At 56.5% G+C, this 26,509-nt stretch carries 14 protein-coding genes and 4 pseudogenes; 13 read left to right on the forward strand and 5 right to left on the reverse strand.

The window, feature by feature from the left end; all coding sequences use genetic code 11:
* Positions 1 to 232 precede the first annotated feature (232 nt).
* The gene (gene glmS, locus DBV39_RS15625; protein ID WP_108622335.1) at positions 233 to 2,071 is read left to right on the forward strand and encodes a glutamine--fructose-6-phosphate transaminase (isomerizing); all 1,839 of its coding nucleotides are present in this window, start codon (positions 233 to 235) and stop codon (positions 2,069 to 2,071) included.
* 438 nt (positions 2,072 to 2,509) lie between these two features.
* On the opposite strand, the gene DBV39_RS15630 is transcribed toward glmS, so the two are convergent.
* On the reverse strand, positions 2,510 to 3,058 hold the full coding sequence (locus tag DBV39_RS15630) for a hypothetical protein (protein WP_108622336.1): 549 nt from the start codon (positions 3,056 to 3,058) through the stop codon (positions 2,510 to 2,512).
* Between the two features lie 33 nt (positions 3,059 to 3,091).
* On the opposite strand from DBV39_RS15630, the pseudogene DBV39_RS15635 reads away from it, so the two are divergent.
* Together DBV39_RS15635 and DBV39_RS15645 are read left to right on the forward strand one after the other, a co-directional pair.
* Positions 3,092 to 4,260 (forward strand): annotated as a pseudogene (locus tag DBV39_RS15635) (IS3 family transposase); the annotation flags it as partial.
* Positions 4,261 to 4,841: 581 nt separating this feature from the next.
* A complete protein-coding gene (locus DBV39_RS15645; protein ID WP_108622338.1) occupies positions 4,842 to 6,743 on the forward strand; it encodes an SLC13 family permease in 1,902 nt (633 codons plus the stop codon).
* A gap of 48 nt (positions 6,744 to 6,791) precedes the next feature.
* Here the strand turns inward: DBV39_RS15645 and DBV39_RS15650 are convergent, their stop codons facing one another.
* Positions 6,792 to 7,970, reverse strand: coding sequence for a linear amide C-N hydrolase (locus DBV39_RS15650; RefSeq protein ID WP_227870667.1), 1,179 nt, complete (start codon positions 7,968 to 7,970; stop codon positions 6,792 to 6,794).
* 427 nt (positions 7,971 to 8,397) lie between these two features.
* Between DBV39_RS15650 and DBV39_RS15655 the strand changes: the two genes are divergently transcribed.
* Positions 8,398 to 9,879, forward strand: a complete 1,482-nt coding sequence (locus DBV39_RS15655) for an aldehyde dehydrogenase (RefSeq protein ID WP_108623316.1) — start codon at positions 8,398 to 8,400, stop codon at positions 9,877 to 9,879.
* A gap of 254 nt (positions 9,880 to 10,133) precedes the next feature.
* Positions 10,134 to 11,159 carry an HNH endonuclease gene (locus DBV39_RS15660; RefSeq protein ID WP_227870668.1) on the forward strand — a complete coding sequence of 342 codons (1,026 nt, stop codon included), beginning with the start codon at positions 10,134 to 10,136 and terminating at the stop codon, positions 11,157 to 11,159.
* A gap of 98 nt (positions 11,160 to 11,257) precedes the next feature.
* Here DBV39_RS15660 and DBV39_RS15665 read toward each other — a convergent pair.
* Positions 11,258 to 12,021 (reverse strand): annotated as a pseudogene (locus DBV39_RS15665) (enoyl-CoA hydratase/isomerase family protein).
* A gap of 105 nt (positions 12,022 to 12,126) precedes the next feature.
* Positions 12,127 to 13,137 carry a zinc-binding alcohol dehydrogenase family protein gene (locus tag DBV39_RS15670; RefSeq protein WP_108623318.1) on the reverse strand — a complete coding sequence of 337 codons (1,011 nt, stop codon included), beginning with the start codon at positions 13,135 to 13,137 and terminating at the stop codon, positions 12,127 to 12,129.
* A gap of 374 nt (positions 13,138 to 13,511) precedes the next feature.
* Here DBV39_RS15670 and DBV39_RS15680 point away from each other — a divergent pair, with 374 nt between their 5' ends.
* From DBV39_RS15680 to fdhD, 8 genes and pseudogenes are all read left to right on the forward strand, one after another.
* Complete coding sequence (locus DBV39_RS15680) at positions 13,512 to 14,849, forward strand: malonyl-CoA decarboxylase (RefSeq protein ID WP_108622340.1); 1,338 nt, start codon at positions 13,512 to 13,514, stop codon at positions 14,847 to 14,849.
* 112 nt (positions 14,850 to 14,961) lie between these two features.
* A pseudogene (locus tag DBV39_RS20105) lies at positions 14,962 to 15,066 on the forward strand (hypothetical protein); the annotation flags it as partial.
* 83 nt (positions 15,067 to 15,149) lie between these two features.
* Positions 15,150 to 15,512, forward strand: a complete 363-nt coding sequence (locus DBV39_RS20110) for an AtuA-related protein (protein ID WP_322348721.1) — start codon at positions 15,150 to 15,152, stop codon at positions 15,510 to 15,512.
* Positions 15,499 to 16,866, forward strand: a complete 1,368-nt coding sequence (locus tag DBV39_RS15695; RefSeq protein WP_108622341.1) for an acyclic terpene utilization AtuA family protein — start codon at positions 15,499 to 15,501, stop codon at positions 16,864 to 16,866. Before DBV39_RS20110 ends, DBV39_RS15695 begins: the two co-directional genes overlap by 14 nt.
* A 534-nt stretch (positions 16,867 to 17,400) precedes the next feature.
* Complete coding sequence (locus tag DBV39_RS15700) at positions 17,401 to 19,545, forward strand: formate dehydrogenase subunit gamma (protein WP_108623320.1); 2,145 nt, start codon at positions 17,401 to 17,403, stop codon at positions 19,543 to 19,545.
* A gap of 1 nt (position 19,546) precedes the next feature.
* Positions 19,547 to 22,476, forward strand: a pseudogene (gene fdhF, locus DBV39_RS15705) (formate dehydrogenase subunit alpha).
* On the forward strand, positions 22,473 to 22,760 hold the full coding sequence (locus tag DBV39_RS15710; RefSeq protein ID WP_108622342.1) for a formate dehydrogenase subunit delta: 288 nt from the start codon (positions 22,473 to 22,475) through the stop codon (positions 22,758 to 22,760). The pseudogene fdhF and the gene DBV39_RS15710 overlap by 4 nt, the downstream one beginning before the upstream one ends.
* A gap of 122 nt (positions 22,761 to 22,882) precedes the next feature.
* Positions 22,883 to 23,671 carry a formate dehydrogenase accessory sulfurtransferase FdhD gene (gene fdhD, locus DBV39_RS15715; protein ID WP_108622343.1) on the forward strand — a complete coding sequence of 263 codons (789 nt, stop codon included), beginning with the start codon at positions 22,883 to 22,885 and terminating at the stop codon, positions 23,669 to 23,671.
* A 569-nt stretch (positions 23,672 to 24,240) separates the two neighbouring features.
* On the opposite strand, the gene DBV39_RS15720 is transcribed toward fdhD, so the two are convergent.
* Positions 24,241 to 26,184, reverse strand: coding sequence for an ABC transporter ATP-binding protein (locus DBV39_RS15720; RefSeq protein WP_108622344.1), 1,944 nt, complete (start codon positions 26,182 to 26,184; stop codon positions 24,241 to 24,243).
* Positions 26,185 to 26,509: the final 325 nt, after the last annotated feature.

The raw sequence follows: 26,509 nt of genomic DNA on the forward strand, positions 1-26,509 counted from the left end.
TGAATGTGTTCATGATGGAGCGTGCACGGTGAGAGCGAGTCGAGCTCGCCTGTCCTGTTCCTCGTAATCGAAGCACACACGAAGTGCAAACGCCAGCATTGATCTTCATCACTGCATTCAACCCAGTCACAGCTGAACAGTGCCCTGTGCCATGAGTTCTGTCAGCCACCAACATTCAAAACCCACACCGCGTCACAGGTGATGGGTTACTACTGTTCGAGGAATCAAGATCATGTGCGGAATCGTCGGCGCTGTTTCATCCAGGGATATCGTTCCAGTCTTGCTCGAGGGCTTGAAGCGACTGGAGTACCGAGGCTATGACTCTTGTGGTGTCGCTGTCTATGATGCGGACAATGGGCAGTTGCGGCGTGCTCGTAGCACCCAGCGTGTGGCTGAGTTGATTGATCAGGTGGCGGTTGATGGTGTGACCGGGTTTACGGGTATTGCGCACACACGCTGGGCCACTCACGGCGCACCGGCGACACACAATGCTCATCCCCATTTCTCTGGAACCAATGGGTCGGATCCACGAATTGCTCTGGTCCACAACGGCATCATTGAAAACCATGACGAGCTGCGCGCGCTCCTTATCGAGCGCGGCTATGTCTTCGAGAGCCAGACCGATACCGAGGTGATTGCTCACCTGGTGCATTACCACTACGAGGGAGATCTCCTGGCCGCCGTTCAGGCAAGTGTCCGTCAACTCAAAGGTGCCTATGCAATCGGCGTGATCTGTAAGGACGAGCCGCACCGGGTGGTTGCCGCGCGGGACGGCTCGCCACTGGTCGTGGGTATCGGCACCGGAGAAAATTTCCTTGCTTCAGACGCGCTGGCACTGGCTGGATCAACCGATCAGATCATCTATCTGGAAGATGGTGATGTGGTGGATTTGCAGATCGGTAATGTCTGGATCACTGATGCGCATGGGCAGGCGGTCGAACGCCAGGCACAGACGGTGCAGGCGCATAGTGCTGCAGTTGAACTGGGCCCCTATCGCCATTACATGCAGAAGGAGATCTTCGAGCAACCGCGTGCAGTTGCTGATACGCTCGATGACGTCATGTCGATCATGCCAGAGCTCTTCGGGGATGGTGCCTACGGTGCGTTCAAGCAGATCGACCGGATTCTGATTCTGGCGTGTGGTACCAGCTATTACGCGGGCATGACGGCCAAGTACTGGATTGAATCGATCGCCCGAATTCCGGTATCGGTCGAGATTGCCAGTGAGTATCGTTATCGGGATAGCGTGCCTAACCCTAAGACATTAGTCGTTACGATCTCTCAGTCGGGTGAGACGGCCGATACCTTGGCAGCACTTAAGCACGCCCAGTCCCTCGGTATGCTGGAAACCTTGACGATCTGTAACGTGTCAACGAGCGCAATGGTGCGTGCCTGCCGTTACAACTTCATCACCCGGGCCGGAGTCGAAGTCGGGGTGGCTTCGACCAAAGCGTTCACGACTCAGTTGACCGCACTGTTCCTCCTGACCTTGGCGGTTGCACAAGCGCAAGGCAGATTGAGTGAAGAAGATGAGGCTATGCATGTGCGCGCAATGCGTCACCTGCCTGTTGCCATTGGCGCGGTGGTTGCGCTTGAGCCACAGATCATTGCCTGGTCAGAGCAGTTTGCCAAGCATGAGAATGCGCTGTTTCTGGGGCGCGGCATGCACTTTCCGATCGCGATGGAAGGCGCACTCAAGCTCAAGGAGATCAGCTACATCCATGCGGAGGCATATCCCGCCGGAGAGCTCAAGCATGGTCCGTTGGCACTGGTCACAGACGAGATGCCGGTTGTGACGATCGCGCCAAATGATGCACTTCTGGAGAAGCTCAAGTCCAACATGCAGGAAGTCAGGGCACGTGGTGGTCAGCTCTACGTGTTTGCAGACGTTGACACCAGGATTCAGGCGGAGCAGGGGCTGCATGTGATCCGTATGCCGGAACACTATGGCTACCTCTCGCCGATTCTGCATGTGATTCCGTTGCAACTTCTTGCGTACCACACTGCATGTGCGCGTGGAACAGACGTGGACAAGCCCCGGAACCTGGCCAAGAGTGTGACGGTGGAGTAGATGACCAACTGTGAGCTGAAGACTGAAAACAAGAAATAAAGTCTGTCGATCGGAAATAAAGTCTGTCGATTTGCATGATCGGTGAAATTGCATCTAACGTCTGTTAAAAATTGCGATAATTTGGTCAAAATTCACTGATCATGCGGATTTCCTGTTCTCAGATAGATAGTGTGGGCACTGAATCCAGCTCGGATGAGCAAGAATGACGGACTTTTGAGACCGGGGTTGCGATTCCGACGGTAGACAAAGATCGTCGCTATCCGACGGTTTTTGGGCTGCCCGTAAGGCATGAGATCCTGATATGGATGCTCTGAACCGATGAACCCTAGACTTGGGTTAGGCAATCATTAGCCTTGGGGGAAACCGCTTCACGAGTTTCAGTGGCCGCGTCATTTGTGACACCAGGCTGGTGTCGCTCACTCTGATCAGAGGTAGAGGTCAGTTACCAACGCCATCCTTTTCCCGTGTCTTCCAAGTGATTTTGTCGATAAGAAACGCTCGATATATGGCTGGAGCCTGATAGCTGTAGAACTCCTCAGCTCTTTTGCGAAAAAGGACGACAGCAAGAAGGGAAATGGATGCGGAAGTGATCGCACCAGACCAGGTGGTCGACAGTGTCACTGCGGCAGTTCCTGCAGTCAGAGAAATAAATGCACAATTTCGATAGAAGCCGTAGCGTGCGAGGAGCGCCATGAACGTCGTGCTGAGTTGCTTGTATTCGACGTAATCTTTGCAAAGCTGGAATGGATTTTCAATTTTCCCATTCAGATCCCCCAGATGGCGGTGTCTGATTTGATGTTTAAGTAAGTCCTCCTCTTTGTCTCGCGCTTCAGATTTTGGATTGGTAGCCCAGCCAAGCAGGTGCTTGAGAACATATCGGTCAGCGTAGTTTGCCAGAGGCTTAATCAGCATACCGAGCATCGTCAATACCAGTGGCGCGATGAAGAGTGTGATCGAAGTATAAAGTGGACCCCAGTTTTCAGACACCGGTTTAAGCTAATGTCCCTGGAGGGCAATAGCATGACGGAAGGTAAGAAACGCAAGGTTCACAGTGCCGACTTCAAAGCCAAAGTGGCATTGGAAGCCGTACGCAACGAGATGACGATCAACGAGATCGCACAGAAGTTTGAGGTGCATCCGATGATGGTTCGGCAGTGGAAAAAGGAGTTCCTGGACAATGCAGGCAGCGTCTTTGCCAACAAGCGTGGCCCCAAGCCAGTCGAGCACGCCAAGGAGGACGCCTTGTATGGCGAGATTGGTCGGCTCAAGATGGAGCTGGATTGGCTTAAAAAAAAGTCCGGACTATGAGCCTGGAGACGAGAATGGGCTGGATTGATCCGTCGAATAGTCTCTCGCTGGTCAGGCAATGTGCGCTGGCGGGTGTTTCCCGTGCGACCTGGTACAGCCACCAGAGCCTCAAACCCGCGAGTGGCGATGATTTGCAAGTGTGCCACCTGATTGATCAGGCGTACACGCAGCGTCCCTTTTATGGCAGCCGCCGCATGGTGCGCTGTCTGAAAGATCGTGGTCTGACGGTCAACCGCAAGCGGGTACAGCGCCTGATGGCGAGCATGGGGCTGGCTGGGATGGCTCCCGGGCCAAACACTAGCAGGAAGCACCCGCAGAACAGGATCTACCCATACCTCTTGCGTGGTTTGCAGGTCGTCAGGCCGAACCAGGTGTGGAGCACGGACATCACGTACGTTCGTCTGGCACGAGGGTTCGCCTATCTGGTGGCCATCATCGACTGGTACTCACGCAAAGTGCTCTCCTGGCGCATCAGTAACAGCATGGACTCTGCATTCTGCGTTGACTGCCTGGAAGATGCCCTGGCAACTCACGGCAAGCCTGAGATCTTCAACAGTGACCAGGGCTCCCAGTTCACGAGCACGACATTCACCGACATTCTGAAGCGTGAAGAGATACGGATCAGTATGGATGGTCGTGGCCGTGCACTGGATAACATCTTCGTGGAACGGCTCTGGCGCAACGTGAAGTACGAAGACCTGTACCTCAGGGGCTACAGCAGCATGGCCGAGCTGACCGTAGGTCTGGCCGAGTACTTTGCGTTTTACAACACTGAACGACCCCATCAAGGGCTGGGCTACAAAAAGCCCGATGAGGTCTATGCCACCTGCGAAGGCGGTGGCGCGAGCATCCCGGATCACTTCAGAGACACGAGGGGTGAATCCCCCGTTTCGCTACGCTCCACGGGGGATTCACCCCGGGAGCAAACAGGGCAGCGCTGTACCGCTGCGGTTGAAGAAATGGACTTAGCTTAAACCGCAACAGATTCTGTCTTGACAACAGGGTCCACCTTAGTAGGAGTCAGCAACAGATTCGAGGCAAGCTCCGGTGCACTGAATGTACCCGCATACGCCACGAATGCGCTGGTCACTAATGCGGCAAGAAGCCCAGTCATGAAGAATGTGAAGATGTCCCACAGGGATACTCGTATCCTCTCTATCATTCTGGGCCCTTCATTAAGCACACCAGTTTGCAAGAATGTTGAAGATCGGAAGGTGTACGGATGTAAAGCCCGCCGTCCTGTGATCTGTGAAGCAATCGTCCGCAGTACACTGAGGTCATCTGCTCTCGTTGGCGATGTTGATTTCGCCAGTAGCGCTGGCGCATACCCTTTGCAATATGCACGATCCGGGTTAATTGTGAAAGACGGATCGTCTTTAACCGGCTATCCACCGGACGCAGGAACACCCATGGTGATCGTGCCAATCTTCTTGCCTCAACCTCACCAACAGTGCAGGCGTACATGACGAACGATCAATGGGCCATTCTGGCAATACTGGCAGCAACGGTTGTCATGTTTTTATGGGGGAGGTGGCGTCACGATATGGTGGCGGCCGGGGCATTGTTTGCCTGTGTGCTAGCCGGTCTGATAACGCCTTCAGAAGCGTTCGCCGGGTTTGGTCACCCGGCTGTGATCACAGTGGCCTGTGTCCTGGTGCTAAGTCAAGGTTTGCAAAGCTCCGGTGCTGTCGATGCGCTGACCCGTGCTGTCCTGCCCGCCAACGCGGGGCGACTGGTCACGCTCGGTGCCCTGATGTGTCTGGGCGCATTTCTGTCAGGCTTCATGAATAATGTTGGTGCCATGGCGTTACTGATGCCAGTGGCTATTCATGTGTCTCAGCGGCTTGAGTTGGCCCCTGGCCAGGTACTGATGCCGTTAGCCTTCGGCACCATTCTGGGTGGTATGACCACGCTGATCGGTACCCCACCCAACCTCATTGTTTCCAGTTTTCGTGCTGAATCCGGCATGGGTGGTTTCGGGATGTTCGATTTCACGCCCGTCGGCCTGGTCGTCGCCATCGCCGGAATCGTGTTCATCGTGATTGCTGGGTGGAGATTCGTGCCCGCGCGCAGGCAATCGGGTGAAGAGGGATTTGAGTCAGGCGCCTACGTAACCGAAGTCAGGGTCCTGGAGGACAGCAAGGCTGCTGGAATGGTTCTTCGCGAAATCGAAGCTGAGCTCGCCGAGATTGATGCCCAGATTATCGGGATCGTGCAGAACGAAGTCCGAATCATCGCGGCCAATTCTGGTCGACGGGTACATGCCAACGATATCCTGATGATCGAGGCAGAGGCCGACTCACTGACCGATGTGCTGTCTATCCTTGGGCTGAAACTCGAAGAGTCCAAAGAACCTCAAGAAGCCGAAGATTCTGCAGGAGGCGAGACAAATGACGAGTCGGTGACCAGTGACGTATCAAAGAGTCGCAACACAAAACCAAGAAAGGATGGCGAAACGGCAGAAGGGGACGAATCAGATCGTGACTCTTCTGCGGAAGAGGGCGATGTTGTGTTGATGGAACTCGCTGTATTGCCCAGTTCGCCGCTATGCGGTCATTCTGCCAAGGATATCCTCCTGAGGACACGATATGGAGTGAACTTACTAGCGCTGTCGCGTGAAGGCGAGCGGTCAATGAAACGGCTGCGATCCATTAACCTGCGATCTGGGGACTTGTTACTGATGCAAGGGCCGCCAGAGTCGATCGCCGAGTTCGCGGCTGACAACGGATGTGTGCCACTGGCCCAGCGCGATCTACGTATTCCAGATAAGCGAAAGGCCTGGCAGGCCAGTCTTATCATGTTGTTCGCCATTGCTGGTGCGGCGTTTGGTCTTCTGCCCGCGTCAGTGTCCTTTGCGATTGGCGTGCTTGCGTCCATGGCGCTGCGCACTGTGCCGCCCAGGCAGGTTTACGGTGCAATTGATTGGCCAGTTGTCGTGTTGCTGGGTGCGCTGATCCCAGTTGCTGGTGCAATGCAGAGTACAGGAGCAGCTGAACTCATCGCACGCATTATGATCGAGAATGTCGCCCAAGGTCACGCAGTTGTGGGGTTGGTGTTGATTCTCGTGGTGACCATGTTCATCTCGGACTTGATGAATAACGCAGCCACTGCGGCTGTGATGTGCCCGATTGCGATTAGCACGGCCACGGCGCTGGGTGCGAGCCCGGACCCGTTCCTGATGGCAGTGGCTGTTGGTGCATCGTGCGCATTTCTGACCCCGATCGGGCACCAGAACAATACGCTCATTCTGGGCCCGGGAGGTTTCCGCTTTGAAGACTACTGGAGGTTAGGTTTGCCGGTGGAAATCATAGTGGTTGCGGTGTCAGTTCCCATGTTGCTGATTGTGTGGCCGCTTTCAAATTGACCATGCGAGCGCCCCGCCGAGCTTGTGGGTCGTCTGATCGTTCGACCCCTAAAACATCTCTGTCACATCCGCCACCGGCGACATCAGCGCGGACATTGGCAGTGTTCTGAACTTGTTTGCGTCCTTGATGTTGTTCAAGGCTATCTGCACGTAACGCATGCCACCGCTGTCACGTAGATAAAAATGGCGTCGGTTCAGGTCGGTGACACTGGTCCATGTGGTGAACTCGGTCGGGATGGCGTCTCCTTCATGTCCCTCAATTTGCATATGGCCACTGCCAACGTCTGGTGGGTCAATCGTGATGCCACGCGGGCGGTCGAAATTGTTCATGATGTGCGCCACCATCTGGACCGCCTTGTCAGGATCGGCTTGCTTTTCTGCATAGTGGGCGTAATACGCAGCACGGATAAATCGATCCACCGAGTTGTCTGAGGCAGGAAGTCCCGCTTTGGCGATTCCGGATCCTGGCGCGATGGCTTTGTAGTCCATGAACTGAGAAGTCGAACGATCAACATTCGAGAGAAATGTGTAGTTGTTCAGGTTGACCAGGTGCCAGGAAAACGGAGGTGCATTCGTCATCACCCCGACAGGATTGTCGTATAGCGTTCGTACCCCATGATGAAACTCAATCACCAGGCTGGCGCCTGAGACGTCATGCACAACATAGTGAAACGGCATCTCCAGTCCACCCAGGATGGGTACCCGTTCCAGAATGACGGGAAGGGCAGCCAAGGCTTCTTTCACGTCAGCAACAGTTGCATGATTCCCTAGTACGTAGGCGCCGAGATCTGCCGCCGAAAGCGCGATCTGATCTTCCTTTAGCCCAGGTTGAGGGCCGCCTGCCTGTGAATATGCTTGCACGCTGAAGGTCAGTCCTGCATCGTTCACGCCTTCAACCACTTTGAGGATGGTGCTGTCGAGCGGCGATCCATTTGCCGGGACTGCTGCGGGCATCGTCACCGCGATAAAGGCATGGTTGTTTTGCCAGGTGAGTGCGGGCTGATCACCCACTTTGGATGACATTGCCATCTGTTGCGGCACGAAGGAAACCTGGTACGGTAAGTCCACACTGAGTTCGAGTGTGCGGCCGAGATAAGGGCGATTGCTGGCGTCTCGATAAATGAGCGATGTACACATGCGTTCGTATTCCTGATCAAGAAAATGGGCAGCCGCGCCCGCCCAGTCAATCACGTGATCTTCGAGCGGTTGCCGCAGGCATAGTGACATTGAACCAGATCTCAGGTGTTCTTTGGTCAGTCATGCGTTCGACTCACAATGTCCAGCGCTGAATACTTCATGCTGTCCTGCCGGACACAGAGTCATTCTCTGGCACTGAAGGATTACAGCAGCGCCTGCTCAATGGGCTTTGGGATGGCTCGTGTCCGGGTGAGCCTGGCTGGCTGTCCTTCAGGTCTGTACCCTCCCTGCGCCTGGCTAGTAAATGCGGCCACATCAAAAACCGTTGCCACAAGCGCCGTCTTGGCGCTATGTTCGAGCGACGATCTGGCGTTTGGTGGGCTGTATCAGTCTATGAGGGCAGTTAGATGGCGTAGCGATGGCAGAGTGGAGCAAAGAGCCTCCTGATGCTGCTCAAGGATCACGAATTTCCGTTGCATCATTGCGGTGCGAAGAGACACAGAGAGGAGACAATGCTGTGAAGAAATATGGTCACTTTATCGATGGCAAGTATGTTGAGCCGAGCAGTGCAAGCTGGATTGACAGCATGGACCCATACCGCGGCGAGGCATGGGCGCAGATCCCGCAGGGCAATTCCACTGACGCAGACCTGGCGGTCAAGGCAGCATCCCGGGCCATGACCGAAGGCCCCTGGTCAAAGATGAGTCCGTCCAACCGTGCACGTCTGATGATTCGCCTTGCAGATCTGGTCGAACAAAACGCAGACCGCTTGGCAGAGACGGAGGTTCGAGACAACGGCAAGTTGCTTGCAGAGATGCGGGGACAGGTGATGTACCACCCCAACTGGTGGCGGTACTTCGCAGGACTGGCAGACAAGATTGAAGGCAGTGTGGTTCCGATCGACAAGCCAGAGCACTTCACCTACACCCGGCTCGAACCGGTCGGGGTCGTAGTGGCCATCACTGCGTGGAATTCTCCCTTGCTGTTTGTCGCCTGGAAGTGTGCGGCGGCGATCGCTGCAGGATGTTCAGTCGTCATCAAACCGTCGGAATTTGCCTCGGTTTCTACACTCGAATTTGCGGAACTGACCCGTGAGGCCGGTTTTCCGGATGGGGTCTTTAACGTCGTGACCGGCTACGGTCCGGAAATCGGTTCTGCGCTGATCGATCATCCAGATGTTGCCAAAGTCACTTTCACGGGATCGGATGCAACTGGTGCAAGAATCTACGCACAGGCCGCCAGGAGCATGAAGCGGGTATCGCTGGAGCTCGGTGGCAAGTCGCCCAACATCGTGTTTGATGACTGCAATCTTGACGCAGCAGCCTCTGGCGTGATTTCGGGTATTTTTGCTGCGACGGGACAAACCTGTATCGCAGGTTCACGTCTCCTGGTGCAGAACTCCATCAAGGAGGCGTTCACGCAGCGACTGGTTGAGCTTGGGTCCATCGCCCGCAAGGGTGATCCGATGTCACCTGAGACCAATATTGGTCCTGTGACCACACAGCAGCAATACCGGAAGATCCTCGACTATATGGAGGTCGCCAAGCAGGAGGGTGCGCGCTGCGTACTGGGGGGAGGGCCCGCAACAGATGCATCTTTGCCGGGTGGCCAGTTTGTAGAGCCGACCATCTTCACAGACGTGACACCTGGCATGCGGATCGCCCGGGAAGAAGTGTTTGGACCGGTGTTGTCGATTATCGGGTTTGATGATGAAGCCGATGCCATTCGCATTGCCAACGACACGATCTATGGTCTGGCCGCCGGTATCTGGACCCAGGACATGGGACGATCGTTTCGGATGTCAGCAGCCATCAAGGCAGGTACTGTGTGGGTGAACACATACCGGGCAGTCAGCTACATGATGCCGTTCGGAGGCATGAAGCATTCCGGTCTGGGACGCGAAAGTGGCATGGCCTCCATTCACGAGTACCTGGAAACCAAGAGTGTCTGGATTTCGTACGATCAGAACGTGCCCACTAATCCCTTTGTCATGCGGTAGTGTCAGGATCCGCTAATCGGGGTTGGCCGTCGATGTCGGCGATGGCGTGTACCCAGGGCGTGTCGAGATTCTGCGACCGGAAGATGCTTTCTTCACGCGCTAGGGAAACCATCGTGCCGATCTAAACATCGATTGAGTGATCAAGCGTGTCCTGGTGATAAACTCAACCAAACTTTAGTTGCTCTTTTTAGTTGCTCTCGAGCCGCTCTCGCTTTAATGGCCAGTCTTTGTTTGCCGAGTGCCTTGACTGGTTCATGCAGAGTGTGACGAACCAGCCCATTGCCAGGCGAACAATGCGATATTGGTGGGTGAATCAGAACCAGACCTATCGCCACGAAGTAGAAGGTGGCTATCTCTGGTCGCCCAAGCGCAAGGCAAATGGACACAGCAACCCGTTCTATGACTTCATGCGCGAGGTCAAACCCGGCGACGTCATTTTTTCGTTTGCGAATACGCAGATCCGGGCAATCGGAGTTGCGCAGTCGTATGCCTACGAGGCGCCCAAACCGATCGAGTTCGGAGAAGCGGGTGCGTACTGGGACAAGATCGGCTGGCGTATCGATGTCAGATTTCAGCCGCTGCGCCTGCCTGCCAGACCATCGGAGCACATGTCCAGGCTTGCCCGGTACCTGCCTGTCAAGTACGCGCCATTGAGACCCAACGGCTCGGGGTTGCAAAGTGTTTATCTGACGATGGTTCCAGAAGATTTTGCGGCGGAGTTGATCGACATTCTGGGTGCAGAGGCTCACAGTCTGGTCAATGCCATTCGCCTTTCTGCAACCGATTCCGGGCACGATACGTCAGCGATCGGTCTGGTCCAGTGGGAAGAGCATGAGTTGCATCGGGTGCAGTCGGATACGACCATGACGTCCACAGATCGCCTGGCCATTGTCATGGCAAGAAGAGGACAAGGGCTGTTCAAGCAAAGAGTCAATCGTATTGAGAAGGCTTGCCGAATAACCGGTGTTGATCGACTGGAGCATCTGGTCGCGAGTCACTGCAAGCCCTGGCGTGATGCCACGAATGAGGAGCGACTGGACGGTGAAAACGGTTTGCTTTTAACACCAAGTATCGATCATCTGTTCGATCGGGGTTTCATCAGTTTCGAAGGCAATGGCAGACTGATCGTCTCGCCTGTTGCCCACGAAGAGTCCTTGAGCAGAATGGGTATTGATACTCGGTCACCCCAGACTGTTGGCCGCTTTTCAAATGCGCAACAGGTTTACCTCGAGTTTCATCAGGAGAACGTACTCCTCAAGTCTCGATATCTCGAGACTTGAGCCATGTTGCCTACCCGCAAGGCTGATGTCCCGGCTTTATCCAGATCGTCAGATCTGACGGTCTCCGGTCTGTCTGGGCCGCTAGATTCTGATCTCGCTCAATCCTTCCAGACGGGCTTACGCTTCTCGACAAATGCGGCAATACCCTCTCTGGCGTCGTCGGTGGCAGCGATATTGCAGAAGCTGTCTGCGGCAGCGGCAACGGCTTGCCGATAACCATTGTCGTTGGCCTGCATGAAAGCGGCTCTGCCGAACTCAACCACACCAGCGGCTTTACCGCCTATGGTGCGCGCGAGCGCCCTGGCTTCGTCGAGTTCTTTGCCATCTTCGGCTACACGGCTGACAAGTCCTAGCGAGACGGCTTCCGAGGTGTCAAATGCGCGTCCGGTGAAGAGGATCTCGAACGCCCGATGACGCCCCACAATGCGGGGCAAGTGACTGAAGTGAATCGAAGGCAGCACACCTGCATCGATCTCGGGGTATCCAAATGTGGCCGATCGGGAGGCTACGATCATGTCGCAGGAAATCGCCAGAGTCATCCCGCCACCCCGTGCGGTGCCCCGACTGCAGCGATAGTTGGCTTACCCATATGAAACTGGGTGTCCGTCATCTGTACATAGAGACGGTCTAGCAGGGCACGAACCTTTCCAGGCTCCCCCTGGTAGATGGCAGAAAGATTCAAGCCGGCGCAGAATCGGCCTGGCACCTCGCTGCCCACAATCACGGCACGGACCTCCGGGTCCTTGGCTGCACGCCTGAGCAGCCCCAGGTACTCGTCAAGCATTTCCTCGGAGAGCGCATTGACGGGTGGATTGTTAAACAGAATCTCGGCGATCTGGTCTTTAACTTGGTAGCTGATCATGCTGGTTGTCTCCGCTTGATGAGGGTGTTTCTGTTGATGGCTCGTTGCTGCCGGTCTCTGGCTGTCTATCTCTTGCTGTTGGTCGAGCCACGTATAGGTCGCTGATCAGAATCCCTCCAGTACGACCTTGCCGATTGATGTGCCACTTTCGATGGCCTGATGGGCACGACGCAGGTTCTCGGCATTGATGGTGCCGAAGTGGGCGTTTACGGGTGACTGGAGTGTTCCATCTGCAATCTTTTGTGCGACGTCCTCCAGCACACAGCGTTGCTGACCGATATCGTCCGTCTCGAAGATAGGTTTGGTAAAGACAGCCTCTGCATGCAATGACAGACTCTTGGGTTTGAGCAGGTTGACGTCGAGTCCTTCTGGTTCGTCAATGAATCCGATCTTGCCATAAGGTGCTGCAACCGCAGCCATGGCGGTAAATGATGCTGGTGTTGTGTTCATGGAGAAGATCCAGTGAACAGGGCCAAGCTTCTGACTCTTGATCTGGGCTGCGATGTCGTCCTGGTGAGAGATCACGTGATGTGCTCCCATCTTTCGGATCCACGCCTGACTTTCTGGTCGAGACGCGCTTGCGATGACCGTGACATCCGTGAACTGGCGGGCCAGTTGAATTGCCATGGTGGCGACACCGCCTGCACCGCCAAGAATCAGCAGGTTCCTGCCTTGCCCACCCGATCTGGGCAGACCCAGTCGATCAAACAGCATGCCCCAGGCCGTCAGAGTGGCCAGTGGCAGTGAGGCGGCATCGGCGAACGAGAGACCTTTGGGCACCTGGCCGGCAATCCGGGCATCGACCAGATGGAACTCAGCGTTCGCACCTGGCTTCAACATGTTTCCCGCATACAGCACGTGGTCGCCTTTTGCGAAGCCGGTGACTTCGCTACCAACTGCCTCAACAATACCCGCCGCGTCCCAGCCTAGCACGCGTGGGCTTTCTGCAGATGCGCGCTGTGATCCACGCATCTTGATGTCACGCGGGTTGATGGCGATCGCCTGGACCCGGACCAGGATGTCCTTCGGACCCGGTACAGGGACTGGCAATTCAAGGTCAATCAACCCCTCGACACCAAGCCCTGCCTGCTGTTGAATGTATCCGACGGCTTTCATGGTGTTGTTCCCCCCAAAATCTTCTATTTTCGTTTTGATGGACTCGAAGTCCGACAGTTTCATACGCACATGTGGTGTGACGTCATTTGTCATCACCTGCTTTACCATTGCGAGGTGGATCCCGGTTCTGGTCCAGAGAGTCTCCCGGCAGTTTCTCCATTGTGACTGATGATACGAGTCAATGCAGGTGATCCGGTTGCAGCAGAACCGTTTCATACAGACCCACTTGATACAGACCCACTTCGTAAGTCCATTTGCCGTGTAACACGTTCCTTCTTGCTGCACTGGATAAAGACACAAGGGCATTGTGTGAACAATGGTAACGATCAAGGATTTCTGTATTTGGATAGTCAAACCAGCAGTAGAATCCTGCCATGAACACTAAAACCGCCAAATCAAACAGCCGAACAGGCGATCTGTTCAACCGCCTCATCCGGGGAGACTGGAGCGTCTTCAAGAAGCTGGTGCCCGGGGATTCAGATGATGCGCTGGACCTGAGTTCAATCGCACAAGCCTTGCTGTCCCGGCGTGGCGAAGCCTCGGGCATGATGCTGGCACAGCGCCTTCTGGATACCTTCGAAACATCGACTCAGGAAGCTCGTCTGGCGTTTTTTCTGGATCTGGCGCAGAACTTCGCAGCGGACCCTGAGTCGCTCAGCGCTGCGATCGAGCAATATCAGCAATCACCTGGTGATGAGGCACTCGCGCGCCTTGGTCGTGCAGTCGAGCCACGCCGTCAGGAGCTGATTCGACGCCTGAATCACTCGTCTGGTGGTACGCATCGTTTGATCAAGATGCGTGAAAGCCTGCAAGGTTTCCTGCGAGCGCATCCGGAACTCGCTGCGGTCGATGCGGACTTTCTGCATCTGTTCGAATCCTGGTTCAATCCCGGGTTCCTGGAGATGCGACGGATGGACTGGCGAACACCTGCGAACGTGCTGGAGAAGCTGATCGAATACGAAGCCGTGCATGCCGTTCAGGACTGGAGTGATCTGCGCAACCGCCTCGAACCCGTTGACAGGCGTTGCTTCGGGTTCTTTCATCCCCAGCTTGCAGAGGAACCCCTGATCTTTGTAGAGGTGGCACTCACAACCGAAGTGCCGTCATCGATCCAGACGCTGCTGCATCCCGAACACATTCCGATTCCTGCGGCGCAGGCGAGCACTGCGGTCTTTTATTCCATCTCCAATACCCAAAAGGGCCTGGCCGGTGTGCCGTTTGGCAGCTTTCTGCTCAAGCACGTGATCGAATCGCTGCAGCGCGAGATCCCGACGCTCAACACGTTTGTCACGCTCTCTCCTGTCCCCGGGTTCGCACGCTGGCTCGGTGGCGAGCGCGCCGCAGAAAAGTCAGAAATGCTGTCAGAGGAAACGATTGAAGCACTCAAGGTACTGGACGACGATCACTGGTACGAGGACGAAGACAAGACACAGGGCGTGCGAGCTGCCATGCTCGATAGTGCGCGTGCCTATTTTCTGCGCGCCAGGAATGCCAAGGGGATTGTTCTGGATCCGGTGGCCAGATTCCATCTGCGAAACGGAGCGGAGTTGCATCAGCTCAACTTCCTGGGCGATGTGTCACCGAACGGTTTAAAACAGTCCCATGGTCTGATGGTCAACTACTTGTACAAGTTGCGTGACATTGAACGTCATCATGAGGCGTTTGTCGAACGCCGCGAAATCGTTGCGTCCAAGGCTGTACTTGGTAAGTGAGAGCGGGAAACCGGAAGGGTTGCGTTCAAGCCAATCTTCATTCCTGACTGATACGGTCAGCTGACTTGTACGAAAGAGAAGATTTCTATGCCACCATCCGTTTTTTGACGGTAATGGTCGAACCGGACGCATCCTGAACGTCCTCTTCCTTGTCAAGGAGGGGTTGTTAGAAACGATCCCGCATTCCGGTTTGTACAAGGCCGCGCTGACGCTATGATGCTTGATGACTCCATGGACTTGATCAAACAGCAGTGCGTCCTACGGCTGCTCCACCACTTACCATGATTCCTTGGCGGCTCTATGAAAACAATTGCTTTACGTGAAATCGCCCATGCCCGCTCGGGCGAGAAGGGCAACGATTCAAATGTGTCGGTGATTGCGTATGACATGGCTGATTATGAGGTGCTTTGTCAGCAGGTTACCGTGCAGGCCGTCAAGGCACTTTACGGTCCGATCACCAGAGGGACGATCGTTCGCTACGAGGCGCCACGTATCGGGGCGCTGAACTTCGTGTTGCGCGATGTCCTGGAGGGCGGGCGCTCGAGAACGTTGGCGTTCGACGAGTCAGGTAAAGCCTTGTCGTCTCTCATGCTGACTTTGCCTGTTGTGGTCTCAGACGAGTATGTCATTCGTTCGCAAAGGAAAGATCATGAGCGCCAATAACAAGATGGTGAGGCTCGGGTGTGCGACGGGTTGGTCACGGGACAGATTCGAACCTGCGGCTGATCTGATTGAGCGCGGTAATCTGGACTATCTGTGTTTTGACTCGATGTCCGAAGTGACCATGAGCGCGGCGCAAGTGGCCCGTATGGAGCACTCCGACACGGCTCCATATGACCCGTATCTCGAGATGAGACTCACCCCGATTCTCAAATCTGCCAAAGAGAGAGGGGTGCGAATCATCACCAATCAGGGTTGGCTGGACCCACAGGCCGCTGCACGGAAAGTCCTTGAAATCGCGAAGTCCGAAGGCATCCGGAATCTCAAGGTTGCGGCCGTTGGTGGCGCTTTGCTTGACGACCGGATTTGCGATCTCGGTCTGAGATTTGTCGAGACAGGTGAAGCCGTCGCTGACTCTCGAGAGAGAATTGTTTCCGCGGAAGCGTACATGGGAGCCCAGGGAATCGTGCAGGCCCTGCGTGACGGGGCGGATGTTGTCATCACATCCAGGGTGGCGGACGCGTGCGTTTACCTGGGCCCGCTTGCTTTTGAGCTGGGATGGTCTTTTGAAGATCATCATGCGATGGCTAAAGGGATGATCATTGGTCATTTGATGGAGTGCGGTGCCCAGGTCAGTGGCGGCTACTTCGCAGATCCAGGCTACAAGGATGTGCCGGATTTGCACAATGTTGGCAATCCGATTGCCGAGGTGAGTGACGATTCGGTCACCATCACAAAGCTCGAGGGAACCGGTGGTCTTGTGTCGGAGGCGACTTGCAAGGAGCAATTGCTCTATGAAGTCCAGGATCCTGGCGCCTACTTGTGCCCGGATGTGATTGCCGACCTGACTCGAGTCAGTTTCAGGCAGGCAGGTAAAGATCGTGTCGAGGTACTGATCGACCAGGCAGGGCGCCCCAGAACGAATACCTTGAAAGCGCTGGTTGGAATTCAGGAAGGGTATATGGCGGAAGAGATGGTGCTCTTTGCCGGGCCAGGTGCGATGGCGAGAGCGCAGCTCACACAAGAGATTCTCAAAAAGCGATTCGAAATGAACCAGCTCAACGCCTCGGAATTGCGGATGGATTATGTGGGCTTGAACGGGGTGCACCGTGAGGCCTCACCTCGACCAGTCAATGACCCATATGAGGTTGTGCTGAGGATTGCACTCAAGACGCAGGAGCGACACGAAGCCGACAAGCTCAGAAAGGAAGTCGATCCGCTTGCCGTCAACGGGGTTTCAGGTACCGGCAAATGGGCCACAAGTTCTCCGTCCGCGCGTGTACGACCCGTCATTGGGCTTTACTCGACGCTGGTGCCCCGAGATCTTCTGGTCGCCGAGGTTCAGGTTTTGAGCTGAGTGCCAATACCCTGCCTATGCCGGTTGTTGTGTGCCGCAGGATGGAGTGGTGGTTGGCCGTGATAACGGAATAGTCGTTGTTGGCGTGTCAGATCTGTAGAGTCAGCGCCTTTTGCGTACGACAGTCACCATGGCTCTGGTAAGCAGTTCGTTCTGATATGTATAAAAAAATCGATTTTCTATACATGTCCGAACGAACGTGTATAGAAAACAGCCCTTTTCTATTCATATCAGATCAAGAAGCCTCGTGCCAGCCATCCCCTCGCGCGACCCCCCTGAATCAGAAAAATGGCAGGATGTTCTGGTCCTGTTCCTGTCAGAGATGTTCCTTTGTTCGCTGCGCTGACTCGCTACGCCCAACCCATCAGGTACCTGCCATTGTCTTGTGATCGCACAAGGCTTAGCATCTGAGGTACAGGGCGGTTCGTGATCCGGTTTCATGAGTGCACACAAGCCCTGTCCGCATGGAGAGGCGTAGCAATGAATCACCCTGATGTCCCAACCATTCCCGGTGCGCCGGGCTTTTCGACGGATATGCCAAATCTGGCGGCAAGACCCGTGCTCCCCGACCTCGAGCGCGCCCGGTTGCTGCAGATTCTGGCGGATCTCGGCCAGATGCCGGGCGCATTGCTCCCTGTGCTGCACGCGGTCCAGGACGGATTCGGGTATATCCCACCTGAAGCAGTGGGTGACATCGCTGAGCGACTTCAGATCTCCCGTGCAGAAGTGCACGGTGTGATCACTTTCTACTCGCATTTTCGGAGTACACCGGCGGGTCGTCATCGGGTACAGATCTGCCGGGCAGAGGCCTGTCAGTCGATGGGGGCGAACCGCCTGATTGAACATGCGTGTGAGCGTCTCTCCTGTACGCTCGGAGGGACCTCCCGTGATGCAAGTTTCACGCTTGAACCGGCTTACTGTCTGGGCCTGTGCGCCGAGTCGCCCGCCATCATGATTGACGAGCAACCGTATGCACGGGTCGATGCGCAACGTTTCGATACTATTGTTGATCGCCTCGATGCCAGGGCAGATCATGACTCGGCTGATGACAGCGTGGTGGATGAAGGTGCTACGGGTGGAGAACAGGGAGAGGTTGGTAGCCGGCCAACGGTCTACGTGCCGCGCGATACAGCCGCGCTGGCTGTGGGGGCTGACGAGGTTGCACAGGCGATTCAGGTGGAGGCTGCAAGACGCGGTCTGTCGATTCGCATCGTACGCAATGGATCCAGAGGCCTCTTGTGGCTCGAAACCCTGGTCGAAGTCCAGACAGAGCGAGGGCGCGTGGCCTACGGTCCGGTGACCGCGGACGATGTGCCCGGTCTGTTTGATGCCGGTTTTCTGACGGCAGGGTCACATCCGTTGTTTCATGGGCTGACCGAATCCATTCCGTACCTGGCCAGGCAGCAACGGTTGACCTTTGCACGCGTCGGGGTGACAGATCCACTGTGTGTGAAAGACTATGAGAAGCATGGTGGCTGGCAGGGTCTGCAAAAGGCACTCGCCCTAACTTCTCAGCAGATCGTCGACGAAGTCAAAGCATCGGGACTGCGGGGCCGGGGCGGTGCAGCCTTTCCCACGGGCGTGAAGTGGCAGACGGTTCTGTCGGCACAGGCTGACCAGAAGTACATTGTCTGCAATGCCGATGAAGGCGATTCCGGAACGTTCTCCGACCGCATGCTGATGGAAGGCGATCCATACGCGCTGATCGAAGGCATGACAATCGCCGCCCTGGCTGTGGGCGCAACGGCTGGTTTCATCTTTGTCCGAAGTGAATACCCTCACGCCTGCGCCACCTTGCGCGAGGCGGTTGATCGCGCGGTTCAGGCTGGTTGGCTCGGTGACAACATACAGGGAAGTGGCCGCTCGTTTCATCTTGAAGTCCGTATGGCTGCCGGTGCCTATATCTGCGGCGAAGAAACCGCCATGCTCGAAAGTCTCGAGGGCAAGCGAGGACAGGTTCGTGCCAAACCTCCGCTACCAGCAATTCAGGGACTGTTTGGCAAACCCACGGTGATCAACAACGCCATCTCGCTTGCCACGGTGCCGTTCGTTCTGGCAAATGGAGCACAAGCCTACGCCGAGTTTGGCATGGGCAAGTCGCGCGGCACGCTGCCGTTTCAACTGGCAGGCAACCTCCGGCAGGGTGGACTGGTCGAACTGGCTTTCGGGGTGACGCTCAGAGAACTCTTGTATGACTTCGGGGGCGGCAGCGCGTCCGGCAAACCATTGCGTGCCGTGCAGGTGGGCGGTCCCCTGGGCGCTTATCTGCCCGAGTCCGAATGGGATGTGCCACTGGACTACGAGGCCTACAAGGATATTTCCGCCATGGTTGGCCATGGCGGAGTCGTGGCGTTTGACGACACCGTCGAAATGGCCCGGATGGCCCGGTACGCAATGGAATTCTGTGCCATCGAGTCCTGTGGCAAGTGCACTCCCTGCCGAATCGGATCCCGACGAGGTGTGGAGGTGATCGACCGGATTGTCACGGCGCCAGCCGGTTCGGCCATTCGCAGGCAGAATGTGGAGTTGCTCAACGATCTGTGTGACACCATGGTCGCAGGGTCACTCTGTGCGCTCGGCGGGATGGCACCGTATCCGGTGCTCTCGGCACTCAGGCATTTTCCGGGGGACTTTGGAATAGTCAGCGAGTCATCATCAATCACGGTATCGGGAGACTGACATGCAGGAAATCGTACGTGTTCGTGAGCGGGACCTGGGCACGCCGGCAAGCCAGTCTGCCCAGGTCGTGACGGTCACCATTGATGGCCGACGACTTGACGTGCCTGCTGACACCTCCGTGATGCGCGCGGCTGCCATGGCCGGGGTCAATATCCCGCGTCTGTGCGCAACCGACAGTCTGGATGCCTTCGGATCCTGCCGCCTCTGTCTGGTCCAGATCGAAGGCCAGAATGGCTATCCGTCGTCCTGCACCACGCCTGTGCGGGAAGGGATGGTTGTCACCACACAGAACGAGCGCTTGCAGACACTACGACGCAATGTGATGGAGCTCTACATCTCGGACCATCCGCTGGATTGCCTGACCTGTCCGGCCAATGGCAACTGCGAGCTGCAGGATATGGCAGGGCAGGTGGGTTTGCGCGAGGTGCGGTATGGGTTTGACGGTGCCAATCATCTGGATGACGTCAAAGACGAGTCCAACCCTTATTTCACGTATGACCCGTCCAAATGCATCGTTTGCAGCCGATGTGTCAGAGCATGCGAAGAAGTCCAGGGTACGTTTGCGTTGACGATTAGCGGGCGAGGGTTTGAGTCCCGCGTCAGTGCAGGCCAGAGCGAGCCGTTTCTGGAGAGTGATTGTGTTTCGTGCGGTGCCTGTGTTCAGGCCTGTCCGACCGCTACTCTTCAGGAGAAATCCGTGATCGAACTGGGGCAGGCCGAGCACGCGGTTATCACGACCTGCGCCTACTGCGGCGTAGGGTGCGGGTTCAAGGCCGAGATGAAGGGGCAGACGGTTGTGCGCATGACCCCCTGGAAGGATGGGCAGGCCAATCATGGGCATTCCTGCGTCAAAGGCCGCTTCGCGTGGGGGTATGCCACCCATCCTGATCGTGTCACAAAGCCCATGATCCGCAAGCGGATTACCGATCCGTGGCAAGAAGTTTCATGGGAGGAGGCGCTCGGTTACGCAGCCGGCGAGTTTCGGCGCATCCAGCAGCAGTATGGCCGGGATTCGGTCGGTGGGATCACCTCCTCGCGGTGTACCAACGAGGAAACCTGGCTGGTGCAAAAGCTCATCCGGGCGGCGTTTGGAACCAACAACGTTGATACGTGTGCAAGGGTGTGCCATTCCCCACCGGGTACGGTCTCAAGTCAACGATCGGAGAGTCGGCGGGCACACAGTCGTTTGACTCGGTCATGCACAGCGATGTGGTGCTGGTCATCGGTTCGAACCCGACCACTGCACATCCAGTGTTCGCGTCCCGGCTAAAGAAAAGGTTGCGCCAGGGCGCTCAACTCATCGTGATCGATCCGCGTGAGATCGAACTGCTCAAGAGCCCCCACGTCAAGGCAGAGCATCACCTGCAGTTGCGTCCTGGTACCAACGTTGCGGTGCTTAACGCCATGGCACATGTGATTGTGACTGAGGGGCTGCTGGATCACGAATTCATCGCAAGCCGGTGCGACACCCAGGCGTTTCGGGACTGGCAGACGTTTATTGAGCGTGAGGAGAACGCGCCCGAAGCCACCGAGGCAGCAAGCGGTGTGCCGGCAGCCGCGGTGCGTGCGGCGGCACGCCTGTACGCAAGCGGTGGTAACGCGGCGATCTATTACGGACTCGGAGTGACTGAGCACAGCCAGGGCTCGACGGCTGTGATGGCGATTGCCAATCTGGCCATGCTCACAGGCAACATGGGCCGGGAAGGGGTGGGGGTCAATCCGATGCGTGGACAGAACAACGTCCAGGGGTCGTGTGATATGGGGTCGTTCCCGCATGAGCTCGCTGGTTACCGGCACATCTCCAACGAAACAGTCCGTAGCCTCTTTGAGGCAGACTGGGGTGTCACACTTGATCCGGAGCCGGGATTGCGGATCCCGAACATGTTTGACGCGGCGCTTGATGGCAGTTTCAAAGGGTTGTACTGCCAGGGAGAGGACATTGTCCAGTCTGATCCCAACACCCAGCATGTGGCAGCAGCGCTTGGCGCCATGGAATGCATCGTGGTGCAGGACATTTTTCTGAACGAAACGGCCAAGTACGCGCATGTGTTCCTGCCGGGTTCTTCATTCCTGGAGAAAGACGGTACCTTCACCAATGCCGAGAGGCGCCTGTCAAGGGTGCGCAAGGTGATGGAGCCACTGGCCGGTCTGGCTGACTGGGAAGTGACCATGGCGCTGGCCAATGCATTGGGATATCCCATGCATTACGACCATCCGGGCCAGATCATGGATGAGATTGCCAGACTCACGCCGTCATTTGCAGGGGTGAGCTATGACAAGCTAAACCGACTGGGCAGCATTCAATGGCCATGCAATGACCAGGCTCCCGAAGGCACCCCCACCATGCACGTCAACGGATTCGTGAATGGATCAGGGCGCTTCATGATCACGCAGTACGTGCCAACAGACGAGCGTGCCAACAGGCGGTTTCCGTTGCTGCTAACGACGGGTCGCATCCTGTCCCATTACAACGTGGGGGCGCAGACGCGTCGAACGGCCAACGTCATCTGGCATTACGAGGATCTGCTGGAGATGCATCCCGAGGATGCAGAGTCGCGAGGGATCGGGGGTGGTGACTGGGTGGGTATTCGCAGTCGGGCCGGCGAGACCGTGCTCAGAGCCCTCGTGACCGACCGGGTGGCGCCTGGTGTGGTCTATACCACGTTTCACTTTCCGGCCTCAGGTACCAACGTCGTGACAACCGAGAATTCGGACTGGGCGACCAACTGTCCGGAATACAAAGTGACCGCTGTCGACGTCATGCGGGTGACCGAGCCTTCGCAGTGGCAGCGTCACTGGTCTGCCATGGCCGAGCAACAAAAGCGTCTGTATGGTAGCCAAGGCAAGCGCAAGGGCAAGGGAATGGGAGGTGAGCGTAGCGCAGAGGGCGCAACGCCTGCGCTACCACACGAAGCAGGACAGCCATCATGAACATTGGGCAGCTTGTACGGATGGCCAATCAGATCGGAGCATTCTTTGTGACGATGCCGGATCAGGACAAGGCCCTGGAGGGTATTGCTGAACACCTGCGCAAGTTCTGGGAGCCACGTATGCGCCGAGAACTGCTGGCATTTCTGGATCAGCACCCGGACGGGCGTTCCGGTGATGTGGTACTGGATCCCGTAGTGTGCAAAGCAGTCGACAGTCACCGGATAGCACTCACGCCCATGAAGCCGGCTCCGTCAGCCACCACAGCAGCATCGTCCGATCAGTGAGGACGATCATCTTGCGTGACTGTTAACGTCATGACACAGGGGGATGGCAATGTGAGCATGTCTGTGCGTCATGTCCCTTTCACAGAACCGAACAACTTTGACTACATGAGCCTTGCCCGCCTGTGCTGCAACCTACTAAAACCCTGACCGTACAACGCTGGCGAGATGGAACAGTCGAGCCGTCATCTCAGGATGTGCTGATTGAGGAGGTGCCGGTCGCACTTGAGTTCAATGGCATCACCTACGCCACGATGCTGGTGACACCTGCGGATCTGGATGACTTCGCGCGCGGGTTTGCGCTGACGGAGGGCATCGTCGGAAAAGCCCAGGAAATCTATGGCATCGAGGTTGAGCCCACACCGGACGGAATCGTATTGCATATGGACATTGCCAGCGCCCGTGCCCACGCGCTGAAGGCCCGCAAGCGTTCGATGGCAGGACGTACAGGATGCGGACTGTGTGGGGTAGAGTCACTTGATCAGGTGTTGCGACCTGTTTACCCCATTGTCGAGCCTGGCGTGATCTCGCCTGCCGCTGTTCTGGAAGCACACCGGCAGATGACGGCCAGACAGCCCATGTTTCAGGCAACGGGTGCGTCTCACGTGGCCGCACTGGCGACGCTTGACGGGAGCCTCATTGCAGTCAGGGAGGACGTGGGTCGGCACAATGCGCTGGACAAACTCATAGGTGCAACGGCAGGAGTCAACCAGCGTGCGATGGTGATGGTGTCGAGTCGGGCGAGTTTTGAGATGGTGCAAAAGACGCTGGCGGCCGGGCATGTGGCACTTGCCGCGGTTTCAGCACCGACCGCGATGGCGACCAGACTGGCGCAACAGCACAACCTGGTCTTGATGGGGTTTGTCCGGGATGACGGGCTTGCGGTATATGCGGGCGCAGTCCACGTTGAGTAGTGCACTTCGGAGGCCCGTCTGGTCAATGACCAGCTGTGAGCGCAAGCCCCTGACTTTAGTCATGAGGTGAGCGAATGGTTTTATTGTTATTCGAGACTGGTTGAGTATCATCGCTGCATGTCTGAATATCGCATCCGCTACTAGTCCAGCCATAATGTGGTGTATTCCTGTATCAACCACGTCGTTTGGTGTCCAGAGCATCGCTGTGATGTGCTCAAGGCTGGTTCGTGCAGCGCGGGATTGCTATAGCGCCTTCCCGGCAAAGCACGCCACGCAAGACGGGCACAGTCCGTCCCGGCTCGCAAAGGGCCAAAGGGCTGGGCGGTTGCGCAACCGCTACCAGAACGCGCGGGACTGTGCCAGCTTCACGAATCGACAAGCGGGTTGCCTTGCGGCAATCCCACGGTGGCTATTGCGTCAGAGTCGATCGCGCGGCAAAGAAGGTTTGTGCAAGGTCCCGGCCGGGATGTTGTACGTCGCCAGACGGAGAGCCCGGATACCCCTCGCACGCACGCCTTCAGAACCCCCTGGATTTAGCCATGGGGTGGTTCAGTGTGTAAGGTCGACGGTTAATGTTCGATAAAGCCGGATCGCTGTTCCTTGCCCGTGCACTGGTGGCGAATGTGCAGTCCTCTTCGGTACGAGCGGGTGACCCGTGTTTTCGGTGTTCGGTCAGTCCCGACCAGCATCCTCCCCAGAAAACCCCCGCTCTGGTGGCGCCAGAGTCGGGCGTAAACACCATTCTTCTGCAGTAATTCAGCGTGACTGCCCTCTTCAATGATGTGGCCTTGATCCATCACGACCAGCCGATCCATGGCAGCAATGGTCGACAGGCGGTGGGCAATCGCGATCACCGTCTTGCCTTCCATCATCTTGTAGAGGCTTTCCTGGATCGCCGATTCCACTTCCGAGTCCAGTGCACTGGTGGCCTCATCCAGAAGCAGGATGGGGGCGTTCTTGAGCATCACCCGGGCAATCGCGATGCGCTGGCGCTGGCCACCAGAAAGCTTGACCCCGCGTTCGCCCACGAGCGTGTCATACGAACGTCGTCCATCCGCATCAGTCAGGTGGTCAATGAACTCTTCTGCGTGGGCACTTGCCGCAGCGGCCCGGATCTCGGCCTCGGTAGCATCGGGCAACCCATACGAGATATTGTCCCGGATCGAGCGATGCAGCAGTGACGTGTCTTGCGTCACCATGCCGATTGCACGTCTGAGACTGTCCTGACTGACCTTCGAGATGTCCTGACCGTCAATGCGGATCGCACCGCTGTCGGTATCATAGAAACGTAGCAACAGATTGATCAATGTCGATTTGCCAGCTCCGGAACGCCCCACCAGTCCGATCTTCTCGCCGTGCCTGACTTTCAAGGTCAGACCATCAAGTACCTGACGCTCGCCGTTGTAATTAAACCGGACATTGTCAAACTCGACCTCTCCACGAGTGATTTCCAGAGCAGGCGCACCCGGTTCGTCCTGTACTTTGGCGGGGCGTGTCAGCGTGGCAATACCATCCTGGACCGTGCCAATGTTCTCGAACAGTGATGCCATTTGCCACATGATCCAGTGCGACATCCCATTAACCCGTAACGCCATGGCGGTGACAGCCGCCACGGCACCGGTACCTATCTCGCCACCATGCCAGAGCCAGAGCCCATAGCCGCCGGAGGTCAGAATCAGGCCGGTCACCAGTGTCTGGTTGACGATCTCGAACTGACTGACAAGGCGCATCTGACGATAGCCCGTGATCTTGAAATCTTCCATCGCCGCGCGTGCAAACTGGGCTTCACGCCGCGTGTGGGAGAAGAGTTTGACTGTCGTGATGTTCGAATAGGCATCGGTCACGCGACCGGTCATGGAGGAGCGGGCATGGGCCTGCTCCTGGCCAACCTTGCCCAGCTTCGGAACGAAGTAGAGCATGGCCAGTCCGAAGAGCGTGATCCAGGCAAGAAACGGTAGTATCAGCCGGATGTCAAACCCTGCTGCCAAGGCGAGAATCGTCACAAAATAGACCCCGATTCCCAGTACGATTTCCGTGAAAGTGAGCAACACTTCGCGAACTGCCAGCGCGGTCTGCATCACCTTGGTGGTGACGCGGCCCGCGAACTCATCCGAGAAAAACGACAGGCTCTGGCGTAACATCATCCGGTGAAAGTCCCAGCGCAGACGCAGTGGCAGGTTGATCGCGATTGCCTGATGCTGAAACAAGGTTCGCAAGGTGACCAACCCGATGCTGGCCACCATCACGATGCCAATGCCCCACAAGACCGTGCGAACCTCGGCCGATGCGGGTTCGCCCACTTGCCAGGTAGAAAGCAGATCAACCACCTGTCCGAGAAAGGCAAACAGCCAGGCTTCATAGATTGACACACCAGCACTGAATACCGCCAGAAAGGCGAGATAGCGCCTCGATCCCCGGGTGCAGAACCACAGAAACGGAAATAGCCCTTTTGGGGGCTGAAGAGGCTCCTCAGGTGGAAACGGAGCCAGCAATTGTTCAAACTGGCGTAGCAAGATAACCTCGGAATCGGCGCAAAATAAGGGTGGATAAGGACGAATAAGTGGCAACTGGTTGCAGGTGGCGTCGTGAATCAGTTTGTCGCCGGCGGCCTTGATTTCTGACGCGCGCGCTTATGAGTCGGGGTCCCGCAGGATCACAGCATCAGCAGAGCAAGTCGCCAAAGCGAAGATCCATGGAACCAGCTACCTCCTGATCCATCGAGCGATGGCATTGAGCAGGTGCGGGTTAAGGCTTCTCGATTCGTGTCTGCACGAGGCAAGCGAAACCTGAAGCCTGAAACAAGATCGAGAACGACTGGCCGGGCGGTGGTGCGCCTGA

This window comes from Orrella marina (assembly GCF_003058465.1).
GTDB classification, from domain to species: Bacteria; Pseudomonadota; Gammaproteobacteria; order Burkholderiales; family Burkholderiaceae_B; genus Algicoccus; species Algicoccus marinus.

Excerpts from the sequence above, each read along its gene's own strand:
- glmS (WP_108622335.1), top strand. The coding sequence starts at position 233 with ATGTGCGGAATCGTCGGCGCTGTTTCATCCAGGGATATCGTTCCAGTC.
- DBV39_RS15645 (WP_108622338.1), top strand. The coding sequence starts at position 4,842 with ATGACGAACGATCAATGGGCCATTCTGGCAATACTGGCAGCAACGGTT.
- DBV39_RS15650 (WP_227870667.1), bottom strand. The coding sequence starts at position 7,970 with ATGTCACTATGCCTGCGGCAACCGCTCGAAGATCACGTGATTGACTGG.
- DBV39_RS15660 (WP_227870668.1), top strand. The coding sequence starts at position 10,134 with ATGCAGAGTGTGACGAACCAGCCCATTGCCAGGCGAACAATGCGATAT.
- DBV39_RS15670 (WP_108623318.1), bottom strand. The coding sequence starts at position 13,137 with ATGAAAGCCGTCGGATACATTCAACAGCAGGCAGGGCTTGGTGTCGAG.
- DBV39_RS15680 (WP_108622340.1), top strand. The coding sequence starts at position 13,512 with ATGAACACTAAAACCGCCAAATCAAACAGCCGAACAGGCGATCTGTTC.
- DBV39_RS20110 (WP_322348721.1), top strand. The coding sequence starts at position 15,150 with ATGAAAACAATTGCTTTACGTGAAATCGCCCATGCCCGCTCGGGCGAG.
- DBV39_RS15695 (WP_108622341.1), top strand. The coding sequence starts at position 15,499 with ATGAGCGCCAATAACAAGATGGTGAGGCTCGGGTGTGCGACGGGTTGG.
- DBV39_RS15700 (WP_108623320.1), top strand. The coding sequence starts at position 17,401 with ATGCCAAATCTGGCGGCAAGACCCGTGCTCCCCGACCTCGAGCGCGCC.
- DBV39_RS15710 (WP_108622342.1), top strand. The coding sequence starts at position 22,473 with ATGAACATTGGGCAGCTTGTACGGATGGCCAATCAGATCGGAGCATTC.